The organism is Spirosoma humi, from assembly GCF_054776575.1.
Genome location: NZ_BAAHBR010000017.1, coordinates 537,832 through 563,651 on the forward strand (window position 1 = coordinate 537,832; position 25,820 = coordinate 563,651).

Consider the following 25,820-nt stretch of genomic DNA (forward strand, 5'->3'; position numbering starts at 1 on the left):
AATCGAGTAATTGCATTACAAACTGATACCTATGTGGGTGGCAACGTAACGGTTGCCACTTTTTTTGTTTAAGCCAACGTGAAAAAGGGAGTCGGCAGCGCCACCGAGTGGTTGTTTACTGACAGGCTTCTTAGTTTTAACCGGGGTTATTTTTACTTTCGCCCATAAAATAAATCTCCAGGCCTGGCAGTCGCCCATGTTAGATCAGTACAAACAGCAGCATCCCTATTTACTGGCCCTCGATTCCATTATTTTCGGTTTCGATGGGGAAAGCCTAAAGGTTCTATTAGTTAAGCGTGGGGTGGAAGAAAAAACCTGGTCGCTCATGGGAGGGTGGCTACAGCCCGATGAAGGGCTCGAACAAGCCGCGGCCCGCATCCTGTTCGAACTTACTGGGCTAGCCAATGTATACCTTGAACAATTATTTGCCTTCGGCGATCCGCACCGTGATCCGATTGTGCGCACGATATCGGTCGCTTATTTCTCCCTAATCAAAGTTGCGGATTATGAGTCGAAGATTTCGGAGACGTTCCAGGCTCAGTGGTTTTCAATTTACAATTTGCCCCCCTTGCTTTTCGATCACGGTGATATGGTCGAACTGGCTATAAGGCGGTTACGCTATAAAGCAGCGCAACATCCTATCGGCTTTGAACTGTTACCCGATAAATTTACGATTCCCCAATTGAAGAAACTGTACGACGCTATCTACAACACCGACTTCGATAAGCGTAACTTCAGCCGGAAAATTCTCTCGACAAATCTGCTGATCAAGCTGGATGAGAAGCAGAAAGGATTTTCGAAGCGGGGCGCTTATTACTATCAAGTGGATACGGCTAAATATCAACAGACTACCGACTCCTTTTTAAATTTCATCCCTTCCTGACCAAATTTGTAGTCTGAGCTTTCTGTAGGCGTGATTCCAGGTTCCATGCGGAACCTGGTTGGTGTTTGGTTTATAGGAAAATTTTGGGTGTCGATTTGACATTTAAAATATTAGTGTCAAATTTACACTAATAAATCAAGGGTCGGTATCAGTTGCTTTCGGGTCTCGGATTTCTCCGGAAACCAGTCTGCTGATTACTGGTTTTGATTTCCTCAATCCAACGCATACTTACATAAAACCACTGACCAAATCATGTCGACGATCACGCTAGGTGACCAGGAGTATTTCAAAGGCATTGGTGCCATTGGCTATGAAGGCCCTAAGTCCAGAAATCCGTTAGCCTTCAAATGGTATAATCCCGACTTAGTTGTCGGCGAAAAAACGCTGCGTGAGCAACTGCGCTTTGCCATCAGTTACTGGCACACCTTCTGCGGAACGGGTGGCGACCCTTTCGGCCCCGGCACCCGCGTTTTCGCCTGGGATCAGGATAATGACGCCAATGTGCGGGCCCGGATGAAAATGGATGCGGCTTTTGAGTTCTTCACCAAAATTGGTGCACCTTACTACTGTTTCCATGACATCGATCTGGTCGATGAAGGCTCGTCGGCAAGTGAGTACGAAAGTCGCTTGCAGAAGATCGTCGACTACGGCAAGCAGAAGCAGCAGGCAAGTGGCGTGAAGCTGTTGTGGGGTACGGCCAATGTATTTTCGAATCCACGCTACATGAACGGGGCATCGACCAATCCGGATTTTTCCGTGCTGGCTTATGCCGGTACGCAGGTGAAAAACGCCATCGACGCGACCATTGCGTTAGGGGGCGAAAACTACGTGTTCTGGGGCGGTCGGGAAGGCTATATGTCGCTGCTGAATACCAACATGAAGCGGGAAGTCGAACACCTGGCTAAGTTCCTGACTATTGCCCGGGATCATGCCCGTAAGCAGGGTTTCAAAGGCACGTTTTTCATCGAACCCAAACCAATGGAACCGACGAAGCATCAGTACGATTACGATGCGGCTACCGTCATTGGCTTCCTTCGTCAGTACGGTCTGGATAAAGATTTTCAGTTGAATATCGAAGTCAACCACGCGACGCTGGCAGGTCATACTTTCGACCATGAATTGCAGGTTGCCGCTGATGCGGGTATGCTGGGTAGCATCGATGCTAACCGGGGCGATAACCAGAACGGCTGGGATACGGATCAGTTTCCAATCAACCTGTATGAGCTGGTCGAAGCTGCGCTGGTGATTCATCAGGCTGGCGGCATCAAACCTGGTGGCATCAACTTCGATGCGAAAGTACGCCGGAACTCGACCGATCTGGAGGATTTGTTCGTCGCTCACATCAGCGGCATGGATGCTTTTGCCCGTTCGTTCATCGTGGCCGATGCTATTTTGCAGGATTCCGACTACCTTAAATTCCGCCAGGAACGGTATGCTTCGTTTGATAATGGTCAGGGAAAAGCGTTTGAAGATGGCTCCCTGACGCTGGAAGACCTACGGCGCTACACGCTCGAAAATGGCGAGCCGAAACAGCGCAGCGGTAAGCAGGAGTGGCTCGAAAGTATTATAAATCAGTATATCTAACCTAAAATAAAGCCTGTCACGGAATCGCATAGGCTGGTAGTAGATTAAACACCAGCAACTATCTGATAAAAAGTGATTGTGGTTGATCGCGGCAGGCGGTTGATTGAACGCGTCTAAAGCCCTGAACGGGTGGTTATAAGAAACGTAGATTTTAGCATAGGTTAGTAGTTAGTATAGCTCCACTGGATTCCAGTGGAGCTATACTTAAAATAGCAAACCGATAGGAGTGGCCTGTAATTGGCCATGTGAACGCAGACAAGCTTATTATCTTAAAATTTATACTCTATTTATTGTACAATTTGATGTATATTTATATTTTTTCTTGTTTTAGCTTACCTATAGATCCCTAAACTTCATGATTTCTGAGGACCACGTGTTATGGCACTTATACCGTGAGGGCGATAAGGAGGCATTTGGTCAATTGGCCGAACGCTATTATCGTACGCTGAGACACTATGGACTGAAATTTATGGTCGATGAAGTGGTTGTCGAAGACTGTATTCAGGAATTGTTTTTACAGCTCTGGCAGAATCGCTTGCAAATAAATGATACAGAGTCGGTTAAATATTATCTGTTAAAAGCGCTCAGGCATCATATCCTTCAATACCTGCGGAATCAGAAGCGACTGAATGAGGAAGAAATGAACTGGGATAGTTCAATAGTCGAAGAAAACGACTCAGAAACACTGTTGATTCAACAGGAATCGCTCACATTGCTCACCAATACCATACAGGCCCAATTAGCGTCTTTACCGGCCCGTGAACGGGAGGCTCTTTACCTCCGCTTTTATGAAAGTCTGTCCATTCCGGAAATTGCTGAGGTCATGAACGTGAACCGGCAATCGGTTTCCAATTTCCTACAGAAAGCACTCAGTAAGCTTCGTAATCAGTGGCTTGTCCATTCGTTTTTAACGATTTGCATTTTTTTTCAAAAAAATTTGCTTTAAGGAGGGTATTGCGGGGGCGATTCTTCATACTATCAATGAAAATCGCAAAAAAGTACCAATGGGTTTGCCTTCCGAGAATTTCTCTACTGTTGATGATTTCCTGGAGAACGACGCGTTTCGGACATGGGTTCGTGAAAGGCGGCTGGAAGATCAGGTATACTGGCAACAATGGTTGGCCCAATATCCCGAAAAAAGGCACCTCTACGAACAGGCCGTAGCTACTTTGTTGGTCCTTCAGGGCAAACAGGCCGAGTTCTCAGAACAGCATAGTAAAGAGAATACAAAAAAAATCCTGGATCAGCTTAGCCCATCGGGTACCCTTGTGAAGCCTTTACTGGGCAGGCACTGGGGGCGCTGGGTTGCTGCAGCATCAGTGATTGGTTTATTGATCTGGTGGCAAATGGATCGTTCCACTTCCGGGCAGATAGGGGTATTCACTAAAAAGGTGGAGCAGCCAGTTCAGCATGCCGACTGGAAGATTGTAAAAAATATAACCGGTCAGCCATTAGTCGTATTGCTACCGGATAACTCTTCCGTGCTGCTGTCATCAGGCAGCCAGTTGCGTTTTCATAAACAGAACACCCATCCGCTTCGGGAAGTGTATCTTCAGGGAGAAGGTTTCTTTGAGGTGAGTAAAAATCCGGCCAGGCCCTTTCTCGTTTACACAACCAATCTGACTACTAAAGTGCTGGGTACCAGCTTTCAGGTACGTTCTTTCGACAAAGAAACGGCGGCTTACGTGAAAGTGAAGACGGGTAACGTTTCGGTCAGTACCGTTGATTCACCCGATAAAACGGTCTTGCTGACAAAAAACGAACAGCTCAGTCTGGAAACCAAAACGGACAAGGTTCGTAAACGGACCATCATTCCTGCCCAGGAAAATCCATCGCTTATTGTCAATCAGCCATTCACATTCGAATTCACGCCCGTACCAGACATATTTACGCAATTGGAATCCAGCTACCATATGCCTATTCGCTATGATAGGCAACGGCTTAGCAAATGCACTTTTACGGGACAACTCAACGATGTTCCGTTTCTGGAGAAAATCAGGCTCATCTGCCTAACCACAGAATCTACCTTCGAAGTTGTTGACAACCAGGTAATTATTCAGAGCTACGGTTGTAATTAATTGTCTCCTAACCTTTAACAAATTGGGTATCTATGGTATAAAAACTATCTCTTTTTAACAAAAGAGCGATAGTGCTACCAACACTATCGCTCGAATGTCCGCAAATGTGTCAGTCATACACATTGCCTCTTCAAGAAGAGACGAGACATCATTTTTGTCACTTTTTCCTAAAACCAACAAAAACGCATAAATGTATGCAATACCGTTTCACCAATCGCAATGTTTGGATCAGGATTATGAGAATTTCAAGCCTGCAAATCTTACTTGCCCTTACGTTGACCAATATCGGCTTTGCCCTCGATGGTAAGGCGCAGGAAATGCTGAGTCGACGAGTCAGTATCTCAGCCCAGAATGAGGATGTTGAGGTGACAATCAGTCGAATAGAGAAACAAGCGAAGGTTCAATTTTTATTCAGCCGGGAAATCATCCAATCGCAGCGGAAGGTCAATTATCAGGCTAAGAATGAACCGCTTTCGAAGGTGCTGGATCATATTCTGACTCCACTTAACTTAAGTTATGAGGTTGTCGGTCAGCAAATAGTTCTCAAAAGAGAGCTGTCCCCGGCGTCTGGTTTTCAGGACAAGACTTCTGATAATCTCAGGGTTGATCAAGCGCAGGATGTTCAGATTTCGGGTAGAGTTACGGACGAAAAAGGGGAGGGCTTGCCTGGGGTAAACATCCAGATTAAATCTACTTCACGCGGGACAACCACCGATGAGCGGGGTAATTACAGAATACTGGTTCAGGATGCAGGCGCCATTCTGGTTTTCTCACTCGTCGGATTTGCTCCTCAGGAGCTTGCGGTTGGGTCGAGGACGACGCTCAACATCACGATGTTGCCGGATGACAAAACCCTCAACGAAGTGGTTGTGGTTGGTTATGGCGTGCAACGCAAACGGGACGTAACGGGCTCAGTGGTTTCGGTTACTGAAACAACACTACGGGAAGTACCGGCCCCTAACCTCGTTAACCAGTTGAAAGGTCGGGCAGCGGGGGTAACGATTGTCAGCAACGGATCGACGCCTGGTTCGCAGGGACAGATCCGGATTCGGGGTAACCGTACCCTGACGAGCGGCCAGGGCTCGAACAGTGATGGACTGGATGGTCCGCTGGTGGTGGTTGACGGTATACCATATGGTGGCCTGAATGACATCAACCCGGATGATATTGCCAGCCTGGAAATCCTGAAAGACGCATCGGCTACCGCTATTTATGGATCACGAGGGTCGGGCGGTGTGATTCTGATCACGACCAAACGGGGCAAAATTGGCAAGCCTGTTTTTAGCTACGACGGTTACCACGGTGTGACCAATGTTATGGGTAAATTCAACGTAATGAATGGTCAGGAATATGCCCAGTTTAAGGACGATGCGACCAAATATAACCGCACCAGTCCCGGCACGACGGCCTATCCGCTTACCCAGAAGGAAAAGGATGCCTTAGCCGCTGGTATTTCAACCGACTGGCAGGATTTACTGTACAAACAAGGCTTCAACACCAACCATCAGTTGGGTATGGCTGGTGGCACGGAAACAACGCAGTACTCGATGGGACTGGGTTATTTCAACGAGACGGGAATTATTCCCAGTCAAAAGTTCGAACGGTATACCATCCGGGCAACGATTGACCAGCGTCTTGGCAAACGGATCAAGTTTGGACTGAACACCTTGAATACCCTTACTTATACGAATACACCTGGCGGTGGCGGGGTTCCGGGAGGGCTGGTGCGGTTAACGCCGTTGGCTTCGCCCTATAATGCCGACGGTTCGGTTAATCTGTTTCCGGCAGAGGGTTCCATCGATGCCGCTACAATCAGCCCATTGACGATCCTTACCAAAAAAGATTCGTACCTGGGCCGTACCCGTTCGATACGTACCTTCAACAGTCTATACGCTGAGGTGAATATCCTGCCCGGGCTGCGGTACCGAGTGAATGCCGGGTTGAATTACAGCCAGTCAAGTACCAATAATTATGGTGGCCCACTGACTTACTTTAACAACGCCACGGTGCAGTCGTCGTCTACCGCCGAGATCAGCAATACCGAATACTGGGACATCAACCTCCAGCACCTGCTGTACTACGACAAGACGATTGGCAAGCATAAATTCGGATTTACTGGATTGTACGAAATCACCAAGAACCACTCGTTGGGCAGCCGCTTCACGATAACCGGGGTTCCGGCTGATTACATCAAAACGTCTAATTTCTCGCTGGCCGCCGGGACACCCGTTGCGCCTTCGGACTTTGGCAACTCATTCTCGGAACTTGGTCTGCTTTCTTACATGGGCCGGGTGAACTATAGTTACAATGATCGCTACCTGTTAACCCTGACGCTACGACGGGATGGCTCTTCTACGTTGTCGCCTGGTAATCAGTATTTCAACTATCCGGCGATTGGCGCTGGCTGGAATATTATCGATGAAGGCTTCATGAAAGGAGTGCCTACCATATCGAATCTGAAGCTACGGGGTAGCTGGGGTTTATCCGGCAATAGAAACGTGGGCGCCTATTCGACCCTGGGTGCGTTATCGGCGGGCTATTACAATTTTGGTACCGGAACCGCCGGGCAGCAACTGGCCTATACCGTTACGAGTTTACCCGCTACCGGCTTGGGTTGGCAGTCGACGTCGCAGGTGGACCTGGGCATTGACTTTGGTTTCCTGAACAACCGAATTACGGGTTCGGTCGACTGGTATCACCAGATCACCAAAGACATTCTCTTGTCGGTACCGTTGCCAGCCAGCAATGGGGCCGGTTCGACCCTTAAAAACCTGGGCCGCACGGAAGGAAAAGGCCTGGAGACGGCGTTGACGTTTGAGATTTTCCGAAATCCGAAAGGCTTCAACTGGAGTGCCGATCTTACCTATTTCTTTAACCGGGAGAAAATTACGCAGCTCACGACGCCAGCCGAACAGTCTAATCTGGGGGCAGGCTGGTTTGTGGGCCAACCTCTTTCAGTCATCTACGACTACAAAAAGATTGGTATCTGGCAGACATCGGATAAAGAAAACGGTACATTGGCCAAGCAAACCTCACCCGTTCAGTTTCCGGGCCAGATCCGGGTAGAAGATGTCAACGGCGATGGGAAAATTGATCCGGCTGACCGGCAGATTCTTGGCAACTTCCAGCCCAACTGGGAGGGAGGTCTGACCAACCGGTTCAGCTTTAAAAACTTCGATCTGTCGATTGTCACCTTTGCCCGCATGGGCATGAAAGTGATCGTGCCGTATCTGACGGGTAACTCGACGGGTTCGGGCGGTTTTGCGTTCTTCAATCAGGCTCGAGTCAATCAGGTGAAAACCGATTACTGGACCGAAACGAATCCGACCAATGCTTACCCCGCTCCCGATGCCGGTCAGGCGGTCGCCTGGTTTGGCTCTACTTTAGGGTATTACGACGGGTCATTCATTAAAGTCAGAAGCATTAACCTGGGCTACACCTTTACCAGCGAGTTGATCCGGAAAATTGGTATGAATTCGGCCCGGATTTATTTCAACGCCACCAATCCGCTGATCCTTTACTCACCGTTGGTAAGTCAGAAGCTGGCCATCGATCCGGAAGGAAACAGCTATGCCAGTGGTCAATCGACGCTGAATCCGCAGAATGCCAGCGAGCGCGGCACACCCGAGCGTCAGATTTCCGTAAACCTGAACAACCCACCTGTGCGCCAATTCACCCTGGGGGTCAATCTTAAATTCTAATCATTGATCGAACAATGAAGACACTAAAAATCTGGTCTATTGTTGGCCTGGCAGCGTTGCTTAACACGGGCTGCGAAAAAATACTACAGGAGAATCCCCAATCGCAGATTGTTCCTTCTTACTTCAATAGTCCGTCTGGCGTACTGGGTGGTATTGCGGGTGTGTATAACGACATCCGGGGCCAGTGGGGCACCGAAGGGTTCACGGTTGAAATGCAGGCCGGCACCGACGAGTTTATCCAGGCTTCCAGCAGCGGAGGGGTTCCGCCCTATACCTATAATGGGTTAAACGGGAGTAATTTCGGGGCAGCCTGGGGAACCGCCTTTCAGGATATCAACACCATCAACGGCGTACTCAAATACGGCCAGACGATCGATCTGCCGGAAGCCACCCGCAAGCAATACCTGGCACAGGCCAAATTTCTGCGTGGGTTCTGGTACTTTTATCTGGTGCAGACCTGGGGCGACGTACCGCTGAACACTGAATTTATTACGGTTCCCTCGCAGGCGGCCTCTCGCCAACCAGCTGCTCAGGTTTATGAGTTGATTATCAAGGATCTGACTGAAGCGGCTGCTGATCTGCCCAACACGCCAACGGCTCCCTTCTTGGGCAAAGCGGCCACCAAGCCCGTAGCGCAGTTGCTACTGGCAAAGGCGTATTTAACCCGGGGCTGGTTGAACAATACAGCCGCCGATTTTACACAGGCGGCTACCATTTGTGCCGACATTATTGCCAATAAGTCAACCTATGGGCTCGATTTATGGCAGGATTTCGGCGATGCCTTCGTTCCCGCCAATGACTATGGGAAAGAAACCATGTTCGTGAGCGATCACGTACTCGATCCAAAATATGGCTACTATAAGGTAGGCGCTGCCGAAGGGGGCGGTTTTGCCAATAATTTGTCGCCCTGGTTCACAAACTGGAATTACCCGAACTTCAGCGGCATTAACTCCTACAAAAGTGCTGCGGGAACGATTGTCAATAACGGTACGTCGCTGATGACCCGGGATTCTCAATATGGACGGCCCTACAGCCGTATGCGCCCCAACAGCTACAAATGGACCACAGGGCCTAATGCGGGTAAGAATTATTTTCTGGATCAGGCCTTTACAAACCGGACGGTCGATTCCCGATTTATGAACTCGTTCTATACGGTCTACATTGCCAACATTTCCGTTACCAATACCGCCAATGCGGCCAATAACAGCCGGGGCATTGGTTATTCTACCGTAGCTGGTGCGGATACGGCCGTTTGGATACCCGATTTTGAAGTAGCGGGAGCGCCACAATTTGTCGGGACTCGTCCTTTCAAAGGAATTGTTGTTCCGCCCAGTTTATGGGACAATAACGTTTTCCCGGCTTTGAAGAAGTTCATGGACCCCAGCCGGGGCGCCAACTTCAACGACCCTTCGACTCGCCCCGCTGTGCTATACCGCTTTGCCGATGTGTATCTGACGGGTGCCGAAGCGTATCTGAAAGCGGGCGATGCTACCAAAGCGGCTACGCTGCTGAACGTAGTACGGCAACGGGCTGCTTACCGCAAAACGAACACCGCGGCTCAGAACGCAGCGGCTGTTACGGCCATGACCATCACCGAAGCTGACGTAACGGTAGACTTTATTCTGGACGAACGAACCCGCGAACTTTTTGGCGAATGGCAACGGTGGCACGATCTGGTTCGTACCCGTTCGCTGGTGCGTCGCGTGAAAGCCTGGAATCCGGAGGCTGCACCCTACGTCCAGGATTTTCACATGTTGCGTCCGATTCCGCAAACGTCGCAGATAGACCGGGTGGTAGATGGACCGAAGTTTCCGCAAAACCCTGGTTATTAAAGCGCAGAATTTAACGCAACAGAAGAAGGAAGAGGGTTAGAAAATGATCCTCTTCCTTCTTCTAAGAAGTGGCGCTCGTACAACACGCCCGTTCAACCATGAGATTACTCGTCTGCCTTTTTTTTCTAGCCCAATCCCTGACTGGTTTTTCGCAAAACCCGCCGGCCCTGAAACTTTGGTACAATAAGCCTGCCGATGCCGTCTGGGAAAATGCGCTGCCCATTGGAAATGGTCGGCTGGGCGCGATGATTTACGGAAACGTAGCCAGAGAAACCATCCAGCTCAACGAACATACCGTCTGGAGCGGGGGGCCAAACCGGAATGATAACCCGAATGCGTTAGCCGCTCTGCCTGAAGTGCGTCAGTTGATTTTTGATGGCAAACAGAAAGAAGCAGAACAACTCGCCAATAAATCCATTCTTACGAAAAAATCGCACGGGCAGATGTTTCAACCCGTTGGTAACCTGATGCTTACCTTTGATGGGCACGATACGTACACCAACTATTACCGGGATTTGGACATTGAGCGGGCTGTCGCGAAAACTTCGTATACCGTCGGCGACGTAATCTATACACGTGAAGTACTGGCCTCCTTGCCAGACAATGTCATTATCATGCAATTAACCGCCAGTAAACCTGGCAAGCTGTCGTTTTCCGCTTCCTTTTCCAGCCAACATAAATCAGTCGAAAGTAAGACAACACCTGCCAACGAACTCACCATTGCCGGTACGACGCAAGACCACGAGGGGGTAAAAGGCCTGGTGAAATTCAAAGGAATTGCCCGTATTAAAACCCAGGGTGGCACGCTGTCAGCCAACGACACATCACTCAGCGTTAAAGGGGCAACTACCGCCACCATCTACATTGCGATTGCTACTAATTTTATTAGTTACAAAAACGTCAGCGGAGACCAGAACGCACGCGCTGCTGCGTATCTGAATAAAGCGTACCCCAAATCCTTTGGGGCTGTGCTGAATCCGCACGTTGCTGCGTATCAGAACTACTTCAACCGCGTCAGATTCGATTTAGGTTCGACTGATGCGGCCAAGCTGCCGACTGACGAACGGCTGAGCAATTTTCGATCGGTCAATGACCCGCAACTGGTTACGCTGTATTATCAGTATGGGCGTTATCTGTTGATTTCGTCCTCCCAACCCGGCCGCAACGGAGAGACACCGGGCCAGCCAGCCAACCTGCAGGGAATTTGGAATAACAAGATGCGCCCACCCTGGGACAGCAAGTATACGATCAATATCAACACCCAGATGAATTACTGGCCTGCCGAGAAAACCAATCTGGCTGAGCTGCACGAACCGTTTTTGAGAATGGTCAAGGAGTTGTCAGAAACGGGGCAGGAAACGGCTAAGGTCATGTACGGAGCCGGTGGCTGGATGGCTCATCATAACACCGATATCTGGCGGATCAACGGGCCCGTAGATGGGGCCTTCTGGGGCATGTGGACGGCAGGGGGCGGATGGACCAGCCAACACCTCTGGGAACATTACCTCTACAATGGCGATAAAGCGTATTTGGCGTCGGTCTATCCGATTTTGAAAGGGGCGGCCCAGTTTTACGCCGATTTTCTGGTCGAACATCCAACCTACCACTGGCTGGTGGTAAACCCCGGCACATCGCCGGAAAACGCGCCGAAAGCACACGGTGGTTCTTCACTGGACGCCGGGACAACAATGGACAACCAAATCGTGTTCGACGTATTCAGCACGGCCATACGGGCCGCCGATCTACTGAAAAAAGATGCCGATTTCGTGGCTATGCTGAAACAGAAACGCAGCAAACTCCCGCCTATGCACATCGGCCAATACGGTCAGTTGCAGGAATGGCTGGACGACGTCGATGATCCTGCCGACAAGCATCGGCATGTTTCGCATTTGTATGGTCTGTTTCCGTCCAACCAAATTTCGGCCTATCGCACTCCCGACTTATTCAGTGCCGCAAAAACAACACTAACGCATCGGGGCGACGTATCGACGGGCTGGAGCATGGGCTGGAAAGTCAACTGGTGGGCTAAGCTCCAGGATGGTAACCACGCCTACACGCTGATTCAGAACCAGCTGACTCCGCTGGGCGTCAACAAAGATGGGGGCGGTACATATAACAATCTGTTCGACGCACACCCGCCATTTCAGATCGACGGAAATTTCGGCTGTACGTCGGGTATTACCGAAATGCTCCTGCAAAGCAGCGATGGTAGTCTCCATCTGCTGCCTGCGCTGCCCGATGTCTGGCCAGCCGGTAGCATCAGTGGGTTGCGGGCACGGGGTGGTTTCGATGTCGTGAGCATGGAATGGAACGGCAGCAAGCTGACCAAAGTAGTCGTCAAATCAAACCTCGGAGGCAACCTTCGTTTGCGGGTTCCGAACGCGATGAAAACCAGCGGTGGAACCTTGGCAAAGGCATCAGGCTCGAATGGGAACCCGTTCTATATGATTGACGAAACACCGGCGGCCATTGTCTCGCCAAAAGCCAGCGTAACGACGCCAACGCTAAAAGAAACGCTGGTCTACGATTTGCCGACGCAACGCGGGAAGGTGTATACGCTGGTGATGGAGTAGTTTTTCTTGTCACGCGTTCTTGTCTTCCCGATGACAAGAAAAGTAAAAAAGAAAGCTTTAAAAGCAAACGTAATTAATCTGAAATCGAATGAAAAACCGCCTTTTTTCGGCTCTTTTCGCTACGCTGAGTCTGGTAATAAGCCTTACAGCTTCTGCCCAAACTACACTGGTCAACCCTATCCTGACCGGGTTCTACCCCGACCCCAGCATCGTGAAGGTTGGCCCGGATTATTACCTGGTTAACTCGACGTTTTCGTACTTCCCCGGTCTGCCGATTATGCACAGCAAAGACCTGAAAAACTGGAAGCAAATCGGAAACGTCATCGATCGTCCCGAGCAGATGGATTTCATAGGCGAGCGCCTGACGCGTGGCCTTTTTGCTCCCGGCATCAGCTATCACAAAGGAACGTTCTACGTTACCTGCACCGACATCGATCACGACGGCAATTTTGTTGTTACAGCCAAAAATCCGGCGGGCCCTTGGAGCAATCCGGTGAAAATTCCAGCGGTGAAAGGAATCGATCCGTCTATCTATTTCGATGAAAGTACCGACAAAGCTTACATTATCTATAATAGTGACGCCCCCGATCGGAAACCGTTGTATTCAGGTCACCGAACCATTCGGATGTACGAGTTCGATCCGGTGAAACTGACGGTTATCGGCGAAGAAAAGCAACTTGTTAACGGGGGCGTAGACCTGTCCAAAAAGCCGGTCTGGATTGAAGGACCGCACATCCTGAAACGGAACGGCTGGTATTATCTCTACGCGGCCGAAGGGGGGACATCGGTCAATCACTCCGAAGTAGTGCTACGCAGTAAAGATGTATGGGGCCCTTACGTGCCATTCGAGGGAAATCCGATCCTGACCCAGCGGGAGTTGCCTGCCGATCGGAAAGACGCTATCACGTCGGCGGGGCATGCGCAGTTTGTGGAAGGTCCGGACGGAAACTGGTATTCGATTTTTCTGGCGGTACGCCCTTACGAAGGCGATTATTACAACACCGGCCGCGAAACGTTTATCGCGCCCTTGACCTGGAAAAATGACTGGCCGATGATCGAGCATGGGGAAAAGGCCATCGCCTATAGTTATCCGGTTAATTACAAAGAAGTTAAGCAAAAGGGAGCGGTCCCGCAATCGGGCAATTTTGCTTACACGATCTCCTTTGACAAGGAACTTGATCCGTCGCTTTTATTCATGCGGACCCAGGACAAAAACTCATATTCATTATCCAAAAAAAACGGCCTGACGCTGAAGTTAAAGCCTGAAACAGTAATGGAAATGGGAAATCCGTCGTTCATCGGGAAGCGCCAGCAACACCTGTACAGCACGGCCGAAACCGAACTCACGTTTACGCCAAAATCAGATAAGGAAAAAGCTGGTTTGGTAATTTTACAGGATGAGAGCCATTTTTATTTTCTGTGCAAATCACAGGCTCAGGGCAAGGACATACTGCAACTTTACAAAGGAGTTCCCCGGTCAAAGGAGATGGAATTGATGACGGAAACGCCACTGGAGTGGAAGTCAGGAAAAGTTGGCTTTCGCATTACGTCGCAGGGCGATACGTATAGTTTTTACACCTCGACCGATGCCAAAAACTGGACGCTGCTGAAAGATAAAGTAGATGGTAAATTTCTGAGTACCAAGGTGTCCGGTGGCTTTATTGGTTGCGTATATGGCCTGTACGCTACGTCGTCGGGTGAGCCAACGACCAACACCGCTTCGTTCCAGTTCCTGAAATACGCGGGGGATGACCCGATGTTGAGAAAGTAGATAACGATTGGTCCTATCGTTGGGATGACAAAAAATACTCGTGAATAATAGGGCTAGTAATAGCTGATTAAAAGAATCTTCCTGTTGAAAATGAATGCATTACATACTATATGCCTCCTTCTCTTGCTCAGCGTCTCGTCACTGGCTCAGATGCAGCCGTTTGCCTTGCAGGACGTGCGATTAACAGGTGGGCCATTCAAGAATGCGCAGGATGTTGATCTGAAGTACATCCTGGCGCTGAATCCGGATAAACTGCTTGCTCCCTACCTGATTGATGCCGGGCTACCTCTGAAAGCACCACGCTACGGCAACTGGGAAAGCTCAGGGCTGGATGGTCATATTGGTGGGCATTACCTATCGGCGCTGGCGATGATGTATGCGTCGACCGGCAATGCCGAACTCAAGAAGCGGCTGGACTATATGGTGACCGAACTGGCCCAGTGTCAGGCAAAAAATGGAAACGGGTACGTTGGCGGTATTCCGCAGGGGAAGGTGTTCTGGGAGCGTATTCACAAAGGCGATATCGATGGCAGCAGCTTCGGCCTGAACAATACATGGGTACCGCTTTATAACATTCACAAGCTGTTCGCCGGTTTGCGCGACGCGTATGAATACGCTGGTAACCAGCAGGCGAAGCAGGTATTCGTGGGCTTGGGCGATTGGTTCGTTGAGTTGATTAAGCCCCTGTCTGACACGCAGATTCAGCAGGTACTGAACACCGAACATGGTGGCATTAATGAAACCTTTGCTGATCTATACATTCTGACGAAAGACAAAAAGTACCTTGAAACAGCACAGCGAATTTCCCACCGTGCCCTGCTGAATCCGTTGATCGATAAACAGGACAAGCTCACGGGGCTTCATGCCAACACGCAGATTCCGAAGGTGATCGGGTTCGAGAAAATTGCCACCTTAACGGGCAGGGCCGACTGGTCGGAGGCCGCTATGTTCTTCTGGCAGACCGTGACCCAGACCCGCAGCGTTGCTTTCGGAGGTAATAGCGTACGAGAGCATTTCAACCCGACAACCGATTTCAGTCAACTGTTAAAATCGAATCAGGGACCCGAAACGTGTAATTCGTTTAACATGCTCCGGTTGAGTAAAGCCCTGTTTCTGGATAAAAACGAGGTGAGCTACCTCGACTATTATGAGCGAACATTATACAACCACATTCTGTCGAGTCAGCATCCCGAAAAAGGCGGATTTGTTTATTTTACGCCCATTCGGCCCAACCACTATCGAGTGTATTCCCAACCTGAAACCAGCATGTGGTGCTGTGTGGGGTCGGGCCTGGAAAATCATACCAAATACGGCGAACTGATTTACAGCCATTCCGATAACGATCTCTTTGTAAACCTGTTTGTCCCCTCAACGCTGAACTGGACCACTAAAGCCATCCAACTGACTCAGCGCACTGATTTTCCGTACGAGAACCAGTCGGAGCTAGTTGTCAAGACCGCAAAACCACAGGTATTTTCGGTAAACATCCGCTACCCAAAATGGGCTGAGCACCTGGAGATATTGGTCAATGGAAAATCCCAACCCGTTAACGGCAAACCTTCAGGCTATGTAGCTATTTCGCGGAAATGGAAATCGGGCGATAACGTGACCATCCGCTTCAAGACCTCGACCCGGCTGGAGTATCTACCCGACGGGTCGAACTGGGCGGCCTTTGTCAACGGCCCCATTGTGCTGGCTGCTCAAACGTCGACAGCCGATCTGAAAGGACTTTTTGCCGACGACAGTCGCATGGGCCACGAAACCAAAGGAAGGATGTTCCCAATCGACGAGGCTTATGCGCTGGTTGGCGATACCACAACGTACCTGAACCAACTCAGACCGGTTGGGAACCTGCGTTTCAACCTGGATTCGCTGACGCTGCAGCCGTTTTATGAAGTGCATGAAGCCCGTTACCAGCTGTATTTTCCGACCTATACCAAAGCCGCTTTCGCTGCGCAACAGGTCCGCCTGAAACAGCAGGAAGTAGCGGCTCTCGCTCTGGAAGCCAACACCGTAGACCGGGTGAATTGTGGTGAACAGCAGCCCGAAGTCGATCACGCCTACGCTGGTGAAAAAAGCGAATCGGGTTACGATGATGAGCACTTCTGGCGACGTACGCGGTCGTATATCTCGTACCAATTGCAGAACAAAGAGCGGACGGGTAACTACATCGATATTCGTGCTTTAGATGATATTAAGCCGGAACAGGTGAGCTTTCTAATCAACGATAAACCAGCCGAGATTTTTTCTGCCAGTGGCAAAATGCTCCGGCTGAAAGCAGACAGCAGTGAGGTGATCACGTTAAGAGTCGTCGCCCAAAGTGGGAAGAGTACCCCACGTTTTAACCAAATCAGATTAATCAAGCAGTAGCAAATGATTTTTTAACATGAACAAGACGATAATAACTGCTTATAAATGTGTCAAAATAACACTATTTGTATTCATGAGTGCGTTAAGCGCCAATGCGCAGGCCAATTTCACTAGCAAAGTAATTGGCGTCGGGGTTGTAGTCGCCGACCTTGAACGCTCCCTGGATTTTTATGTGAACGGCATTGGTATGGTCAAAACAGGCAGCTTTACCATTAACGAAGATTTTGGTAAACGCTCTGGATTGACAAATGGCGTGGCGGTTGCAGTTACTATTTTAAAACTCGAAAACAGCCCCGAAGCCACCGACTGGAAGCTGATGAGCTTTGGTAGTAAACCTTCGCATCCAAAGCCAAAAAACATTCAGGATGATACGGGTATGCAGTACATCACCATTAATGTTAAAGCCTTGCAACCCGTTATCGACCGATTACGCCAGATGAAAGTGCCCTTTCTGGGCAGCACGCCTACGCCCTTGAACGCAAGTGCTCATTTTGTTTTTGTGCAGGATCCCGATGGTACGTTTATTGAACTGATCGGCCCACTCCAGTAATTCGGAACTATCGACATGATGGGCTACGCTCTCTCACTCATTCACACTGTCGCTTTTTAGGTTTAAATGAAAACCACCTTGTTTCAATATGGTCTGCTGGCGAGTATGTTGCTAGTCGGGTGCGTCGCTTCTGTTGCGCAAACCGCGCACAACCCCGTCATTTTTGCCGATGTGCCGGATATGGCCATGATCCGGGTGGGCAATACGTATTACATGAGCAGCACGACCATGCACCTGAGTCCTGGCTTGCCCATCATGAAGTCGAACGATCTGGTCAACTGGCAATTGGTCGGGTACGCATATGATACGTTGGCCACTGTCGACGCGCTCAATCTGACCAACGGCAAAAGTACCTACGGTCGGGGTTCGTGGGCCAGTAGCCTGCGTTATCACAATGGACTGTATTACGTAACGACGTTTGCTCAGACGACGGGAAAAACCTATATCTATACCACAAAAGACATTGAGAAAGGACCGTGGAAAGTAGCTTCGTTCAGCCCTGCTTATCACGACCATAGCCTGTTTTTCGATGATGACGGTCGTGTATATCTGGTCTACGGCGCAGGCAAACTCAAACTGGTCGAACTAACGGCCGATGGTTCTGGCGTAAAACCGGGGACAACCGAGCGGGTCTTAATCGAGAATGCCAGCGCACCATCGGGAACGGGTGGCGGCTTACCCGCCGAAGGTTCGCAATTGTTTACCGTGAAGGGTAAGTATTACCTGTTCAACATTACCTGGCCGCGTGGTGGTATGCGAACAGTCGTTATTCATCGCGCCGACAAGTTAACTGGCCCCTGGGAAGGGAAAGTGGCCCTACAGGATTTGGGCGTGGCCCAGGGGGGGCTCATCGACACGCCCGACGGCCGGTGGTTCGCGTATCTGTTCCGCGACTTTGGCGGGGTAGGTCGCATTCCGTACCTGGTGCCGGTGAAGTGGCAGGATGGCTGGCCGGTGCTGGGCGAAAACGGAAAAGTGCCTGAATTGCTTGACCTTCCAGCCAACAGAAGTCTGATTCCGGGCCTGGTGAACACCGACGAATTTACCCGAAAAAAAGGCGAACCCGCTCTGCCGCTGGTGTGGCAGTGGAACCATAATCCCGACCACAAACACTGGTCGGTTTCGGAACGAAAAGGCTTTCTGCGTCTGAAAACCGGCCGTACCGACACCTCGTTCGTGATGGCTCGAAATACCCTGACCCAGCGCACCATCGGTCCCGAATGCGTAGGCTCGACGGCGCTTGACGTATCGAACCTGAAGGAAGGTGACTTTGCAGGCCTGAGCCTGTTGCAAAAGAATTATGGATTGGTTGGGGTGAAAGTAGCCAAGGGCACCAAATCAATCGTGATGGTCAGTGCGGCCAGTGGCAAACCCATTGAGTTACAACAGGTTCCCTTCAACCAAAAAACCGTCTACCTGAAAGCGGAATGCAATTTCAGAGACCGCACCGACATTGCTCATTTCTTTTACAGCCTTGACAGCAAAACGTGGACAGCCATTGGCGAACCGCTAAAAATGCCGTATACCATTCCGCATTTTATGGGGTATCGTTTTGGGTTGTTTGCCTACGCCACCCAACAGCCGGGCGGTTTTGCGGACTTCGATTACTTCCGGATTGACGATAAATTAGCGAAAAATCAGTACTAAATCAGCCGCATTGGTGCTTTCCTAAACGATCCAAAATCGAATAAATCCATGAAAAAGAAAATAAGCAGCTTCCTGTTGATCGGGCTATTTCTGCTGAATATGAGCGCTTTTGCTCAGGATAAAAACTTTTACATCTTCCTTTGCTTCGGGCAATCCAACATGGAGGGGAATGCCAAAATTGAACCCCAGGATACGGTCAATGTGGACCGCCGGTTTCAGGTGATGGAGGCCGTAGATTGTCCAGACCTTAACCGGACAAAAGGAAATTGGTACACGGCCATTCCGCCCTTGTGCCGTTGTAAAACCGGGCTTACCCCTGCTGATTATTTTGGTCGTGAGTTAGTGGCCAATCTGCCCGAAAAGGTTCGAGTGGGTGTGATCAATGTGGCGGTGGGCGGCTGCAAAATCGAGCTGTTCGACAAAGATCATTACGAGTCGTATACCGCCGGTGTGCCGGGCTGGATGAAGAATTTCATTAGCCAGTACGACGGAAATCCCTATGGCCGGCTGGTCGAAATGGCAAAACGGGCCCAGAAAGATGGTGTGATCAAGGGTATTCTGCTGCATCAGGGTGAGTCGAATACCAACGACACGCTATGGACAAAAAAGGTAAAAGTGGTGTACGATAACCTGATGCACGACCTGGACCTGAAACCAAAGAAAGTGCCGTTGCTGGCGGGTGAAACGGTCAATGCCGATCAGGGCGGCATTTGTGCGAGTATGAACAAGATTATTGCTACGCTCCCGCAAACGATCAAAAATGCGCACGTGATTTCGTCGGCTGGCTGTACTGACGCAGCCGATAACCTACACTTCAATGCGGCCGGTTATCGGGAGTTGGGCAAACGTTACGCGGCACAAATGCTGTCTTTATTGGGCTATAAACCGACCGCAGCGGAGTAGGAAAAGTGCCTTTAGTAAAACATAGTTGGTGCCAAAAAAACGCAGTCCCGGTTAAATCCTGTCAAGATGAATCTTTATCAGTCGATCAAATTGGCCATTAGCCCACAGGTAAAAAGTAGACGAGCCGTGGCCGTGATCACGTTGGCTGGCTGGCTGCTGACTTCTTCGTTAGCCGTTAATGCCCAGGAAATTATGTCCTTGTATCCGGCTTCGGTTCCCAACTCGAAAGCGTCGGATATACGGGAGTCGGGGGCAGAATCGGGTGTCCTGAAGGGCATTACCAAACCCACGCTGGCATATTTTAAACCACCCGCTGACAAAGCGTCAGGGGCGGCTGTTATCATCATTCCCGGTGGGGGATATGGCGTGGTCGTGTACCAGGGCGAGGGCATCAATATCGCCAAAGCGCTGACCGAAAAAGGGGTTACGGCCTTTGTGCTGAAGTACCGCTTGCCCAGCGATGCCATTATGCCCGACAAAAAAATCGGGCCGTTGCAGGATGCCCAGCAGGCGATAAAACTAGTTCGTGAAAATGCCGCCAAATGGGGCATCGATGCCAGTAAGGTTGGTATTATGGGCTTCTCGGCGGGTGGGCATCTGGCAGCCACAGCAGCGACTCACTTCGAGAAAGCGTATATCGACAATGCCAGCAACACCAATCTGCGCCCCGATTTTCAAATTCTGATTTATCCGGTCATCAGTATGCAGGACAGCCTGACGCATGGTGGCTCTCGTGATAACTTGCTGGGCAAAACGCCGTCGCGGCAGGACATCGACCTCTTTTCCAACGAGCTACAGGTACGGGCTAACACGCCACCTACGTACCTGACGCACGCGGCCGATGATAAACTAGTCGATGTAGACAACAGCATTACCTATTTCGAAACCCTGCGACGGCAGAACGTGCCCGTTGAAATGCACATCTATCCCAAAGGCGACCACGGCTTTATCTTCCGCCACCCCGGCTGGATGGAACCGTTGTTTGCCTGGATGACACTGAACAACTGGCTCACTACGAAGTGAGTTCGTCTGTTCTGGAGCGATACTTACCTACTTCCCAACCCCTAACACTTATCTGTCTATGAACAAACAACTTATCAGCCGCTCATGGCTTGTGTGGGCCATGATTTGCCTGTACAACGTTGCGATGGCCCAGCCGCCACGCGGCCCACTGGTCGTATCGCCCCAGGTGAACACCGATAAAACGGTGACATTCCGGTATCAGGCTCCGCAGGCTAAAACGGTGGAACTGAGTGCGCAGTTTGAAAAAACGCCCGTCGCCATGACCAAAGATGCACAGGGTATCTGGAGCGCAACGGTCGGTCCTGTCAAGCCGGATATTTACCCGTACAGCTTTCGGGTGGATGGCGTAACGGTGATGGACCCGGCCAATGTGGCCTTTTTTCCGAATGAGCGGTTCAAAGCAAGTCTGGTTGATGTACCCGGCGATACGCCCCTGATTCATGCCATGAAGGATGTGCCCCACGGTTCCATCACGTATGAGTATTACCCGTCGCAGGAAGGGACAACGGGCTCGCTGGTCGTGTATACGCCACCGGGCTACGACCAAAATCCAGCTAAAAAGTACCCCGTTTATTACCTCATCAGCGGCACGACCGACACGGAAGAAACGTTTTTTAAGGTTGGCAAAACCAACCTGATACTGGACAACCTGCTGGCCGAAGGCAAGGTCAAGCCGATGATTGTTGTTATGCCCTATGGCAACATTGCGGCTCGTGTGGCCGAGCAGAAAGGGGGGCCTAAACCCGGCGACCCAACCGTTCGCGACGGGGCCGACGCGGTGAAACGGGCCAACGATTTCGCAACCGATCTGGTTGGCAACGTCATTCCGTACGTCGAGAAAAATTACCGCGCTGTTGCTAACCGGGAGAACCGGGCCATCGGCGGCTTCTCGCGCGGGGGCGGGCAAACGCTCAGGACGGCGTTTGGCAACATGGACAAATTTGCCTGGGTATGTGCTTACAGTTCGTACCTGTCGCCCCAGGAGATGGATCACAATTTCAGCCAGATCGTAGCCAAACCCGACCAGACCAACAAGCAGCTCAACCTATTGTGGGTGAGTGTCGGAAGCGATGATTTCCTGTATAAAGGCACGGTGGAATTTATGGATTACCTCAAGGCGAAGAAGGTGAATTACAAAAGCCTGATTACCGACGGCGGCCATACGTGGATGAATGTAAAAACGTACGTTGCCGCCACCACTCCGTTACTCTTCCAACCCTAAATCCGTCTGTCCATGAAGCGCATTCTATTTATCTGTCTGACTGTTCTTGCTTCCGGAGTTACGGGGCTGGCTCAGCAACGCCCACCCGCCATCAGTTCGCCCGATGTTCATCCAGACCACAGTATCACATTTCGGTATTTCTCCCGAAACGCGAAAAAAGTGACGCTGTCGGGCGAGTTCCTCAAAGCGTCCGTGCCGTTGACCAAAGATACGTCGGGCATCTGGAGCGTGACGGTGCCGCCCGTGAAACCCGACATTTATCCCTATAGCTTCACCGTCGACAGTGTGTCACTGGCCGACCCGAATAACACCTATATCTTCGCCAACGAACGCTTTAAACGCAGTATCGTCGACGTTCCCGGCGATCAGCCGCTGGTGCATGCCCTCCAGAACGTACCCCACGGCAAAGTCAGCTACCGCTATTACAAATCAGGTACGTTGGGCACGACCCGTCAATTGCTGGTTTATACCCCGCCGGGTTTCAAGGCCAATGGCAAAACCAAATACCCGGTGCTGTACCTGATTCACGGTGGCTCCGACACCGAAGAAACCTGGACGAAAGTCGGCCGCGCCAACCTGATCGCCGACAATCTGATTGCGCAGGGAAAAGCCAAACCCATGCTTATCGTGATGCCCTACGGCAACGTTCGGCCGGCCCCCATGCCCGACTTTACCAAAGACATGATCAATGACATCGTCCCGTTCGTGGAGGCCAACTACCCGGTCATCAACGAGAGCAAGGGCCGGGCGGTAGCAGGCTTTTCGGTCGGTGGTGGACAGACGCTCAACATCGGGCTGACCAACCCGGATAAGTTCGCCTATGTTTGTTCGTATGCGCCTTACACGGCCACCGAGGAGTTCAAGACGAACTTTTCTAACTGGTCGCCGAACGCCGAACAGATGAATAAACAGTTGAAATTATTCACCGTCAGCGTCGGTACTGACGACTTTCTGTATGAGCCGGTGAAACAGAACATCGCCATGTTCAACGAAAAGAAAATCAACGTTAAGCCACTCATCGTGCCCGGCGGCCATACCTGGATGAACTGCAAGTTGTATCTCGCCAATACGTTGCCGCAGCTTTTTAACTGATTCTATTTCCTACCATAAACCAATAACCAGATGACTATTAAGATAGTAGCTGTATCCGTGGCGGCCACGTTGATCAGCATGAGCAGCTATTCGCAAACCGCGTCGGCTGTTGCAGAGGATTTTAAACCTTCCTCCTTGAATCAGCCGGGGCAGGAATACCCGCAGGTAAACTCACAGGGGTATGCCCGATTCCGAATAAAGGCACCCAAAGCCGATAGTGTTCGCGTAAGTCTGGGCCTAGGGGGACGGGGCGGTACAATTCTTACCAAAGGGGAAGACGGATTCTGGACGGGTACGACAGCAGGGCCAATGGACGAAGGGTTTCATTATTACAACGTAACCATCGATGGGGGAAAGTTCAACGACCCCGGTGCGCTGAATTATTACGGATCCGTTCGGTGGGAGAGTGGCATTGAGATTCCGGCTCACGACCAGGATTTCTACGCACTGAAAGATGTTCCGCACGGTCATGTGCAGCAGGTGCTGTTTCCGTCCAAAAGCACCGGTACGGCGCGTCGGGCGTTTGTGTATACGCCACCGGGCTACGAGAAAGATAAATCGAAAAAGTATCCGGTGCTGTACCTGCAACACGGCTGGGGCGAAGACGAAACGGCCTGGAGCAATCAGGGGCACGCGAATCTGATTATGGACAACCTGATTGCCGAAAACAAAACCAAGCCCTTCATTATCGTGATGACTTACGGGATGACCAACGAAGTGAAATTCGGCAAAATCAGAGAGTTTAAAATCGACCCTTTCCAGACGGTGCTGACCGATGAGCTGATTCCGTACGTAGATGCCAATTTCCGCACGTTGGCCAACCGCGACAATCGTGCGATGGCGGGCCTCTCGATGGGTGGCATGGAAACAAAAATGATCACGCTCAATAAGCCGGACGTTTTTGGGTACTACGGTCTGCTCAGCGGTGGCGTTTACGCGCCGGAGGATCTGAACGGCAAGGCAAAGCCGAAGCTTGTTTTCATTAGCTGCGGTAGCAAGGAACGGCCTGATGGCGTAACCAAATCGGCCACTGACCTGAAAGCCGCCGGTTACAATGCCGTCTCGTATGTGTCTGACAAGACCGCCCACGAATTCCTGACCTGGCGTCGCAGTCTGCACGAGATGGCTCCCTTGCTGTTCAAATAGCAACATTCCGATATAAACTCCCTGCATGCGTAAGTAAGCAGAATGCGTTGACAGAGCTGTAATGGTCTGATTCATAGTGCCATCAGCTTTGTCAGCGTTTAGCCTACTGCTGCGTGCGTGCTGGGTATACCCAAAGCCAATGAGAAAGAGATGTATCGATAACGTGTTGGTTCGCAAGCACTGGTTATGGTCAGTGCTTAGCCTGATCTGCCTGATGACACCCCGCCTGGGTTCGGCCCAAAAGAAGCCAACGGCAAGCCAAAAACCGTCCGCCAACTACCGGAACTTGTTTCGGGAAGCGGGCTATAAACAGACCGACATCGACGCAAAGGTAGCGAAGGCGTATCATGATGTCTTTGAAGGGCCAAACAAAGTCTACGTTAACGTTGGGGATACCATGGCGTATGTATCGGATGTGAAAAACCACGATGCCCGAACGGAGGGCCTTTCGTATGGCATGATGATCGCGGTGCAGCTGAACAAAAAAGAGGTGTTCGACCGGATCTGGCGGTGGTCTAAAAAGTATTTGCAGCATCAGAGCGGCCCACGGGAAGCGTATTTCGCCTGGAGCATTAATCCGCAAACGATGAAGAAAAATTCGGAAGGGTCGGCCTCCGATGGCGAGTTGTACTACATCACCAGTCTGCTGTTTGCGGCCAATAAGTGGGGCAACAATACGGGCATCAATTATTACGGGGAAGCCCGCCGGATTCTGGATGCCATGTGGAAGAAAGATGGCACCGGCAACATTTACAACCTCATCAATACCGACGCTAAACAAATTTCATTTGTTCCGGAAGGCAGCAATTACAACTGGACCGACCCGTCATATCACCTGCCCGCCTTTTACGAGGCCTGGGTGCTGTATGCCAAAGACGGTCACGAAGCGTTTTATAAGGAATGTGCCGATACGTCGCGGGTGTTTCTGCACCGGGCCTGTCATCCGGTAACCGGTCTCAACGCCGATTATACCGAGTTCAGCGGCAAACCGCACGACACCCGCTGGTCGCCTTCGGCGTTTCGCTACGATTCGTGGCGGGTGCCGATGAATATTGCTATGGATTACACCTGGTCGGGCAAAGACAAAGATTGGCAGGAGGATTACGCCAAACGGTTTCAGGGATTTCTTCGATCGAAAGGAATGGACACCTACGAGGATCAGTTTAACCTGGATGGCTCGCGACCCGAGTTCATTCTTCAGGCCGGGCCGGTTAAGAAACTCCGACACTCGATTGGGCTGGTTTCTACGGCGGCTACGCTGTCATTGATCAATAAGGAGAAGGCCAGTCTTGATTTTGTGCATGCCGTGTGGAACGCCAAGCTGGAACCCTTCGAGGATGGCTATTTCGATCCGTATTACGACGGGCTGTTGTATATATTCAGCCTTATGCACTTAAGTGGCAAGTACCAGATGATAACACCCCAGGCAAAATAACTCACCAGAA

Annotated in this window: 17 protein-coding genes; all 17 read left to right on the plus strand. The window is 50.7% G+C overall.

Features of this window, described 5'->3' with window-relative positions:
* The first annotated feature begins 196 nt into the window (after positions 1-196).
* Complete coding sequence (locus ACYU8Y_RS24455; protein ID WP_460940778.1) at positions 197-883, plus strand: NUDIX hydrolase; 687 nt, start codon at positions 197-199, stop codon at positions 881-883.
* A 252-nt stretch (positions 884-1,135) separates the two neighbouring features.
* Positions 1,136-2,467, plus strand: a complete 1,332-nt coding sequence (gene xylA / locus ACYU8Y_RS24460; protein WP_460940779.1) for a xylose isomerase — start codon at positions 1,136-1,138, stop codon at positions 2,465-2,467.
* Positions 2,468-2,822: 355 nt separating this feature from the next.
* Positions 2,823-3,413, plus strand: coding sequence for an RNA polymerase sigma factor (locus ACYU8Y_RS24465; RefSeq protein WP_460940780.1), 591 nt, complete (start codon positions 2,823-2,825; stop codon positions 3,411-3,413).
* Between the two features lie 58 nt (positions 3,414-3,471).
* The gene (locus tag ACYU8Y_RS24470; RefSeq protein ID WP_460940781.1) at positions 3,472-4,545 is read left to right on the plus strand and encodes a FecR family protein; all 1,074 of its coding nucleotides are present in this window, start codon (positions 3,472-3,474) and stop codon (positions 4,543-4,545) included.
* A gap of 236 nt (positions 4,546-4,781) precedes the next feature.
* Positions 4,782-8,246: a TonB-dependent receptor gene (locus ACYU8Y_RS24475; RefSeq protein ID WP_460940782.1), complete on the plus strand. Its 3,465-nt coding sequence runs from the start codon at positions 4,782-4,784 to the stop codon at positions 8,244-8,246.
* 14 nt (positions 8,247-8,260) lie between these two features.
* Positions 8,261-10,078 (plus strand): RagB/SusD family nutrient uptake outer membrane protein, encoded by a 1,818-nt coding sequence (locus tag ACYU8Y_RS24480; RefSeq protein ID WP_460940783.1) that lies wholly within the window; start codon positions 8,261-8,263, stop codon positions 10,076-10,078.
* Positions 10,079-10,176: 98 nt separating this feature from the next.
* Positions 10,177-12,651: a glycoside hydrolase family 95 protein gene (locus tag ACYU8Y_RS24485; RefSeq protein ID WP_460940784.1), complete on the plus strand. Its 2,475-nt coding sequence runs from the start codon at positions 10,177-10,179 to the stop codon at positions 12,649-12,651.
* A gap of 88 nt (positions 12,652-12,739) precedes the next feature.
* The gene (locus tag ACYU8Y_RS24490; RefSeq protein ID WP_460940785.1) at positions 12,740-14,422 is read left to right on the plus strand and encodes a glycoside hydrolase family 43 protein; all 1,683 of its coding nucleotides are present in this window, start codon (positions 12,740-12,742) and stop codon (positions 14,420-14,422) included.
* A 90-nt stretch (positions 14,423-14,512) separates the two neighbouring features.
* Positions 14,513-16,792, plus strand: a complete 2,280-nt coding sequence (locus ACYU8Y_RS24495) for a glycoside hydrolase family 127 protein (protein WP_460940787.1) — start codon at positions 14,513-14,515, stop codon at positions 16,790-16,792.
* 73 nt (positions 16,793-16,865) lie between these two features.
* Complete coding sequence (locus ACYU8Y_RS24500) at positions 16,866-17,342, plus strand: VOC family protein (protein WP_460940788.1); 477 nt, start codon at positions 16,866-16,868, stop codon at positions 17,340-17,342.
* A gap of 66 nt (positions 17,343-17,408) precedes the next feature.
* The gene (locus ACYU8Y_RS24505) at positions 17,409-18,989 is read left to right on the plus strand and encodes a glycoside hydrolase family 43 protein (protein ID WP_460940789.1); all 1,581 of its coding nucleotides are present in this window, start codon (positions 17,409-17,411) and stop codon (positions 18,987-18,989) included.
* Between the two features lie 48 nt (positions 18,990-19,037).
* Positions 19,038-19,892, plus strand: a complete 855-nt coding sequence (locus ACYU8Y_RS24510; RefSeq protein ID WP_460940790.1) for a sialate O-acetylesterase — start codon at positions 19,038-19,040, stop codon at positions 19,890-19,892.
* Between the two features lie 192 nt (positions 19,893-20,084).
* Positions 20,085-20,915, plus strand: coding sequence for an alpha/beta hydrolase (locus tag ACYU8Y_RS24515; protein ID WP_460941210.1), 831 nt, complete (start codon positions 20,085-20,087; stop codon positions 20,913-20,915).
* 58 nt (positions 20,916-20,973) lie between these two features.
* Positions 20,974-22,137 (plus strand): alpha/beta hydrolase-fold protein, encoded by a 1,164-nt coding sequence (locus ACYU8Y_RS24520; RefSeq protein WP_460940791.1) that lies wholly within the window; start codon positions 20,974-20,976, stop codon positions 22,135-22,137.
* 12 nt (positions 22,138-22,149) lie between these two features.
* Positions 22,150-23,229: an alpha/beta hydrolase-fold protein gene (locus ACYU8Y_RS24525; protein WP_460940792.1), complete on the plus strand. Its 1,080-nt coding sequence runs from the start codon at positions 22,150-22,152 to the stop codon at positions 23,227-23,229.
* A gap of 30 nt (positions 23,230-23,259) precedes the next feature.
* Positions 23,260-24,375, plus strand: a complete 1,116-nt coding sequence (locus ACYU8Y_RS24530; RefSeq protein WP_460940793.1) for an alpha/beta hydrolase-fold protein — start codon at positions 23,260-23,262, stop codon at positions 24,373-24,375.
* A gap of 139 nt (positions 24,376-24,514) precedes the next feature.
* Positions 24,515-25,810, plus strand: coding sequence for a glycosyl hydrolase family 8 (locus ACYU8Y_RS24535; RefSeq protein WP_460940794.1), 1,296 nt, complete (start codon positions 24,515-24,517; stop codon positions 25,808-25,810).
* Positions 25,811-25,820 lie beyond the last annotated feature (10 nt).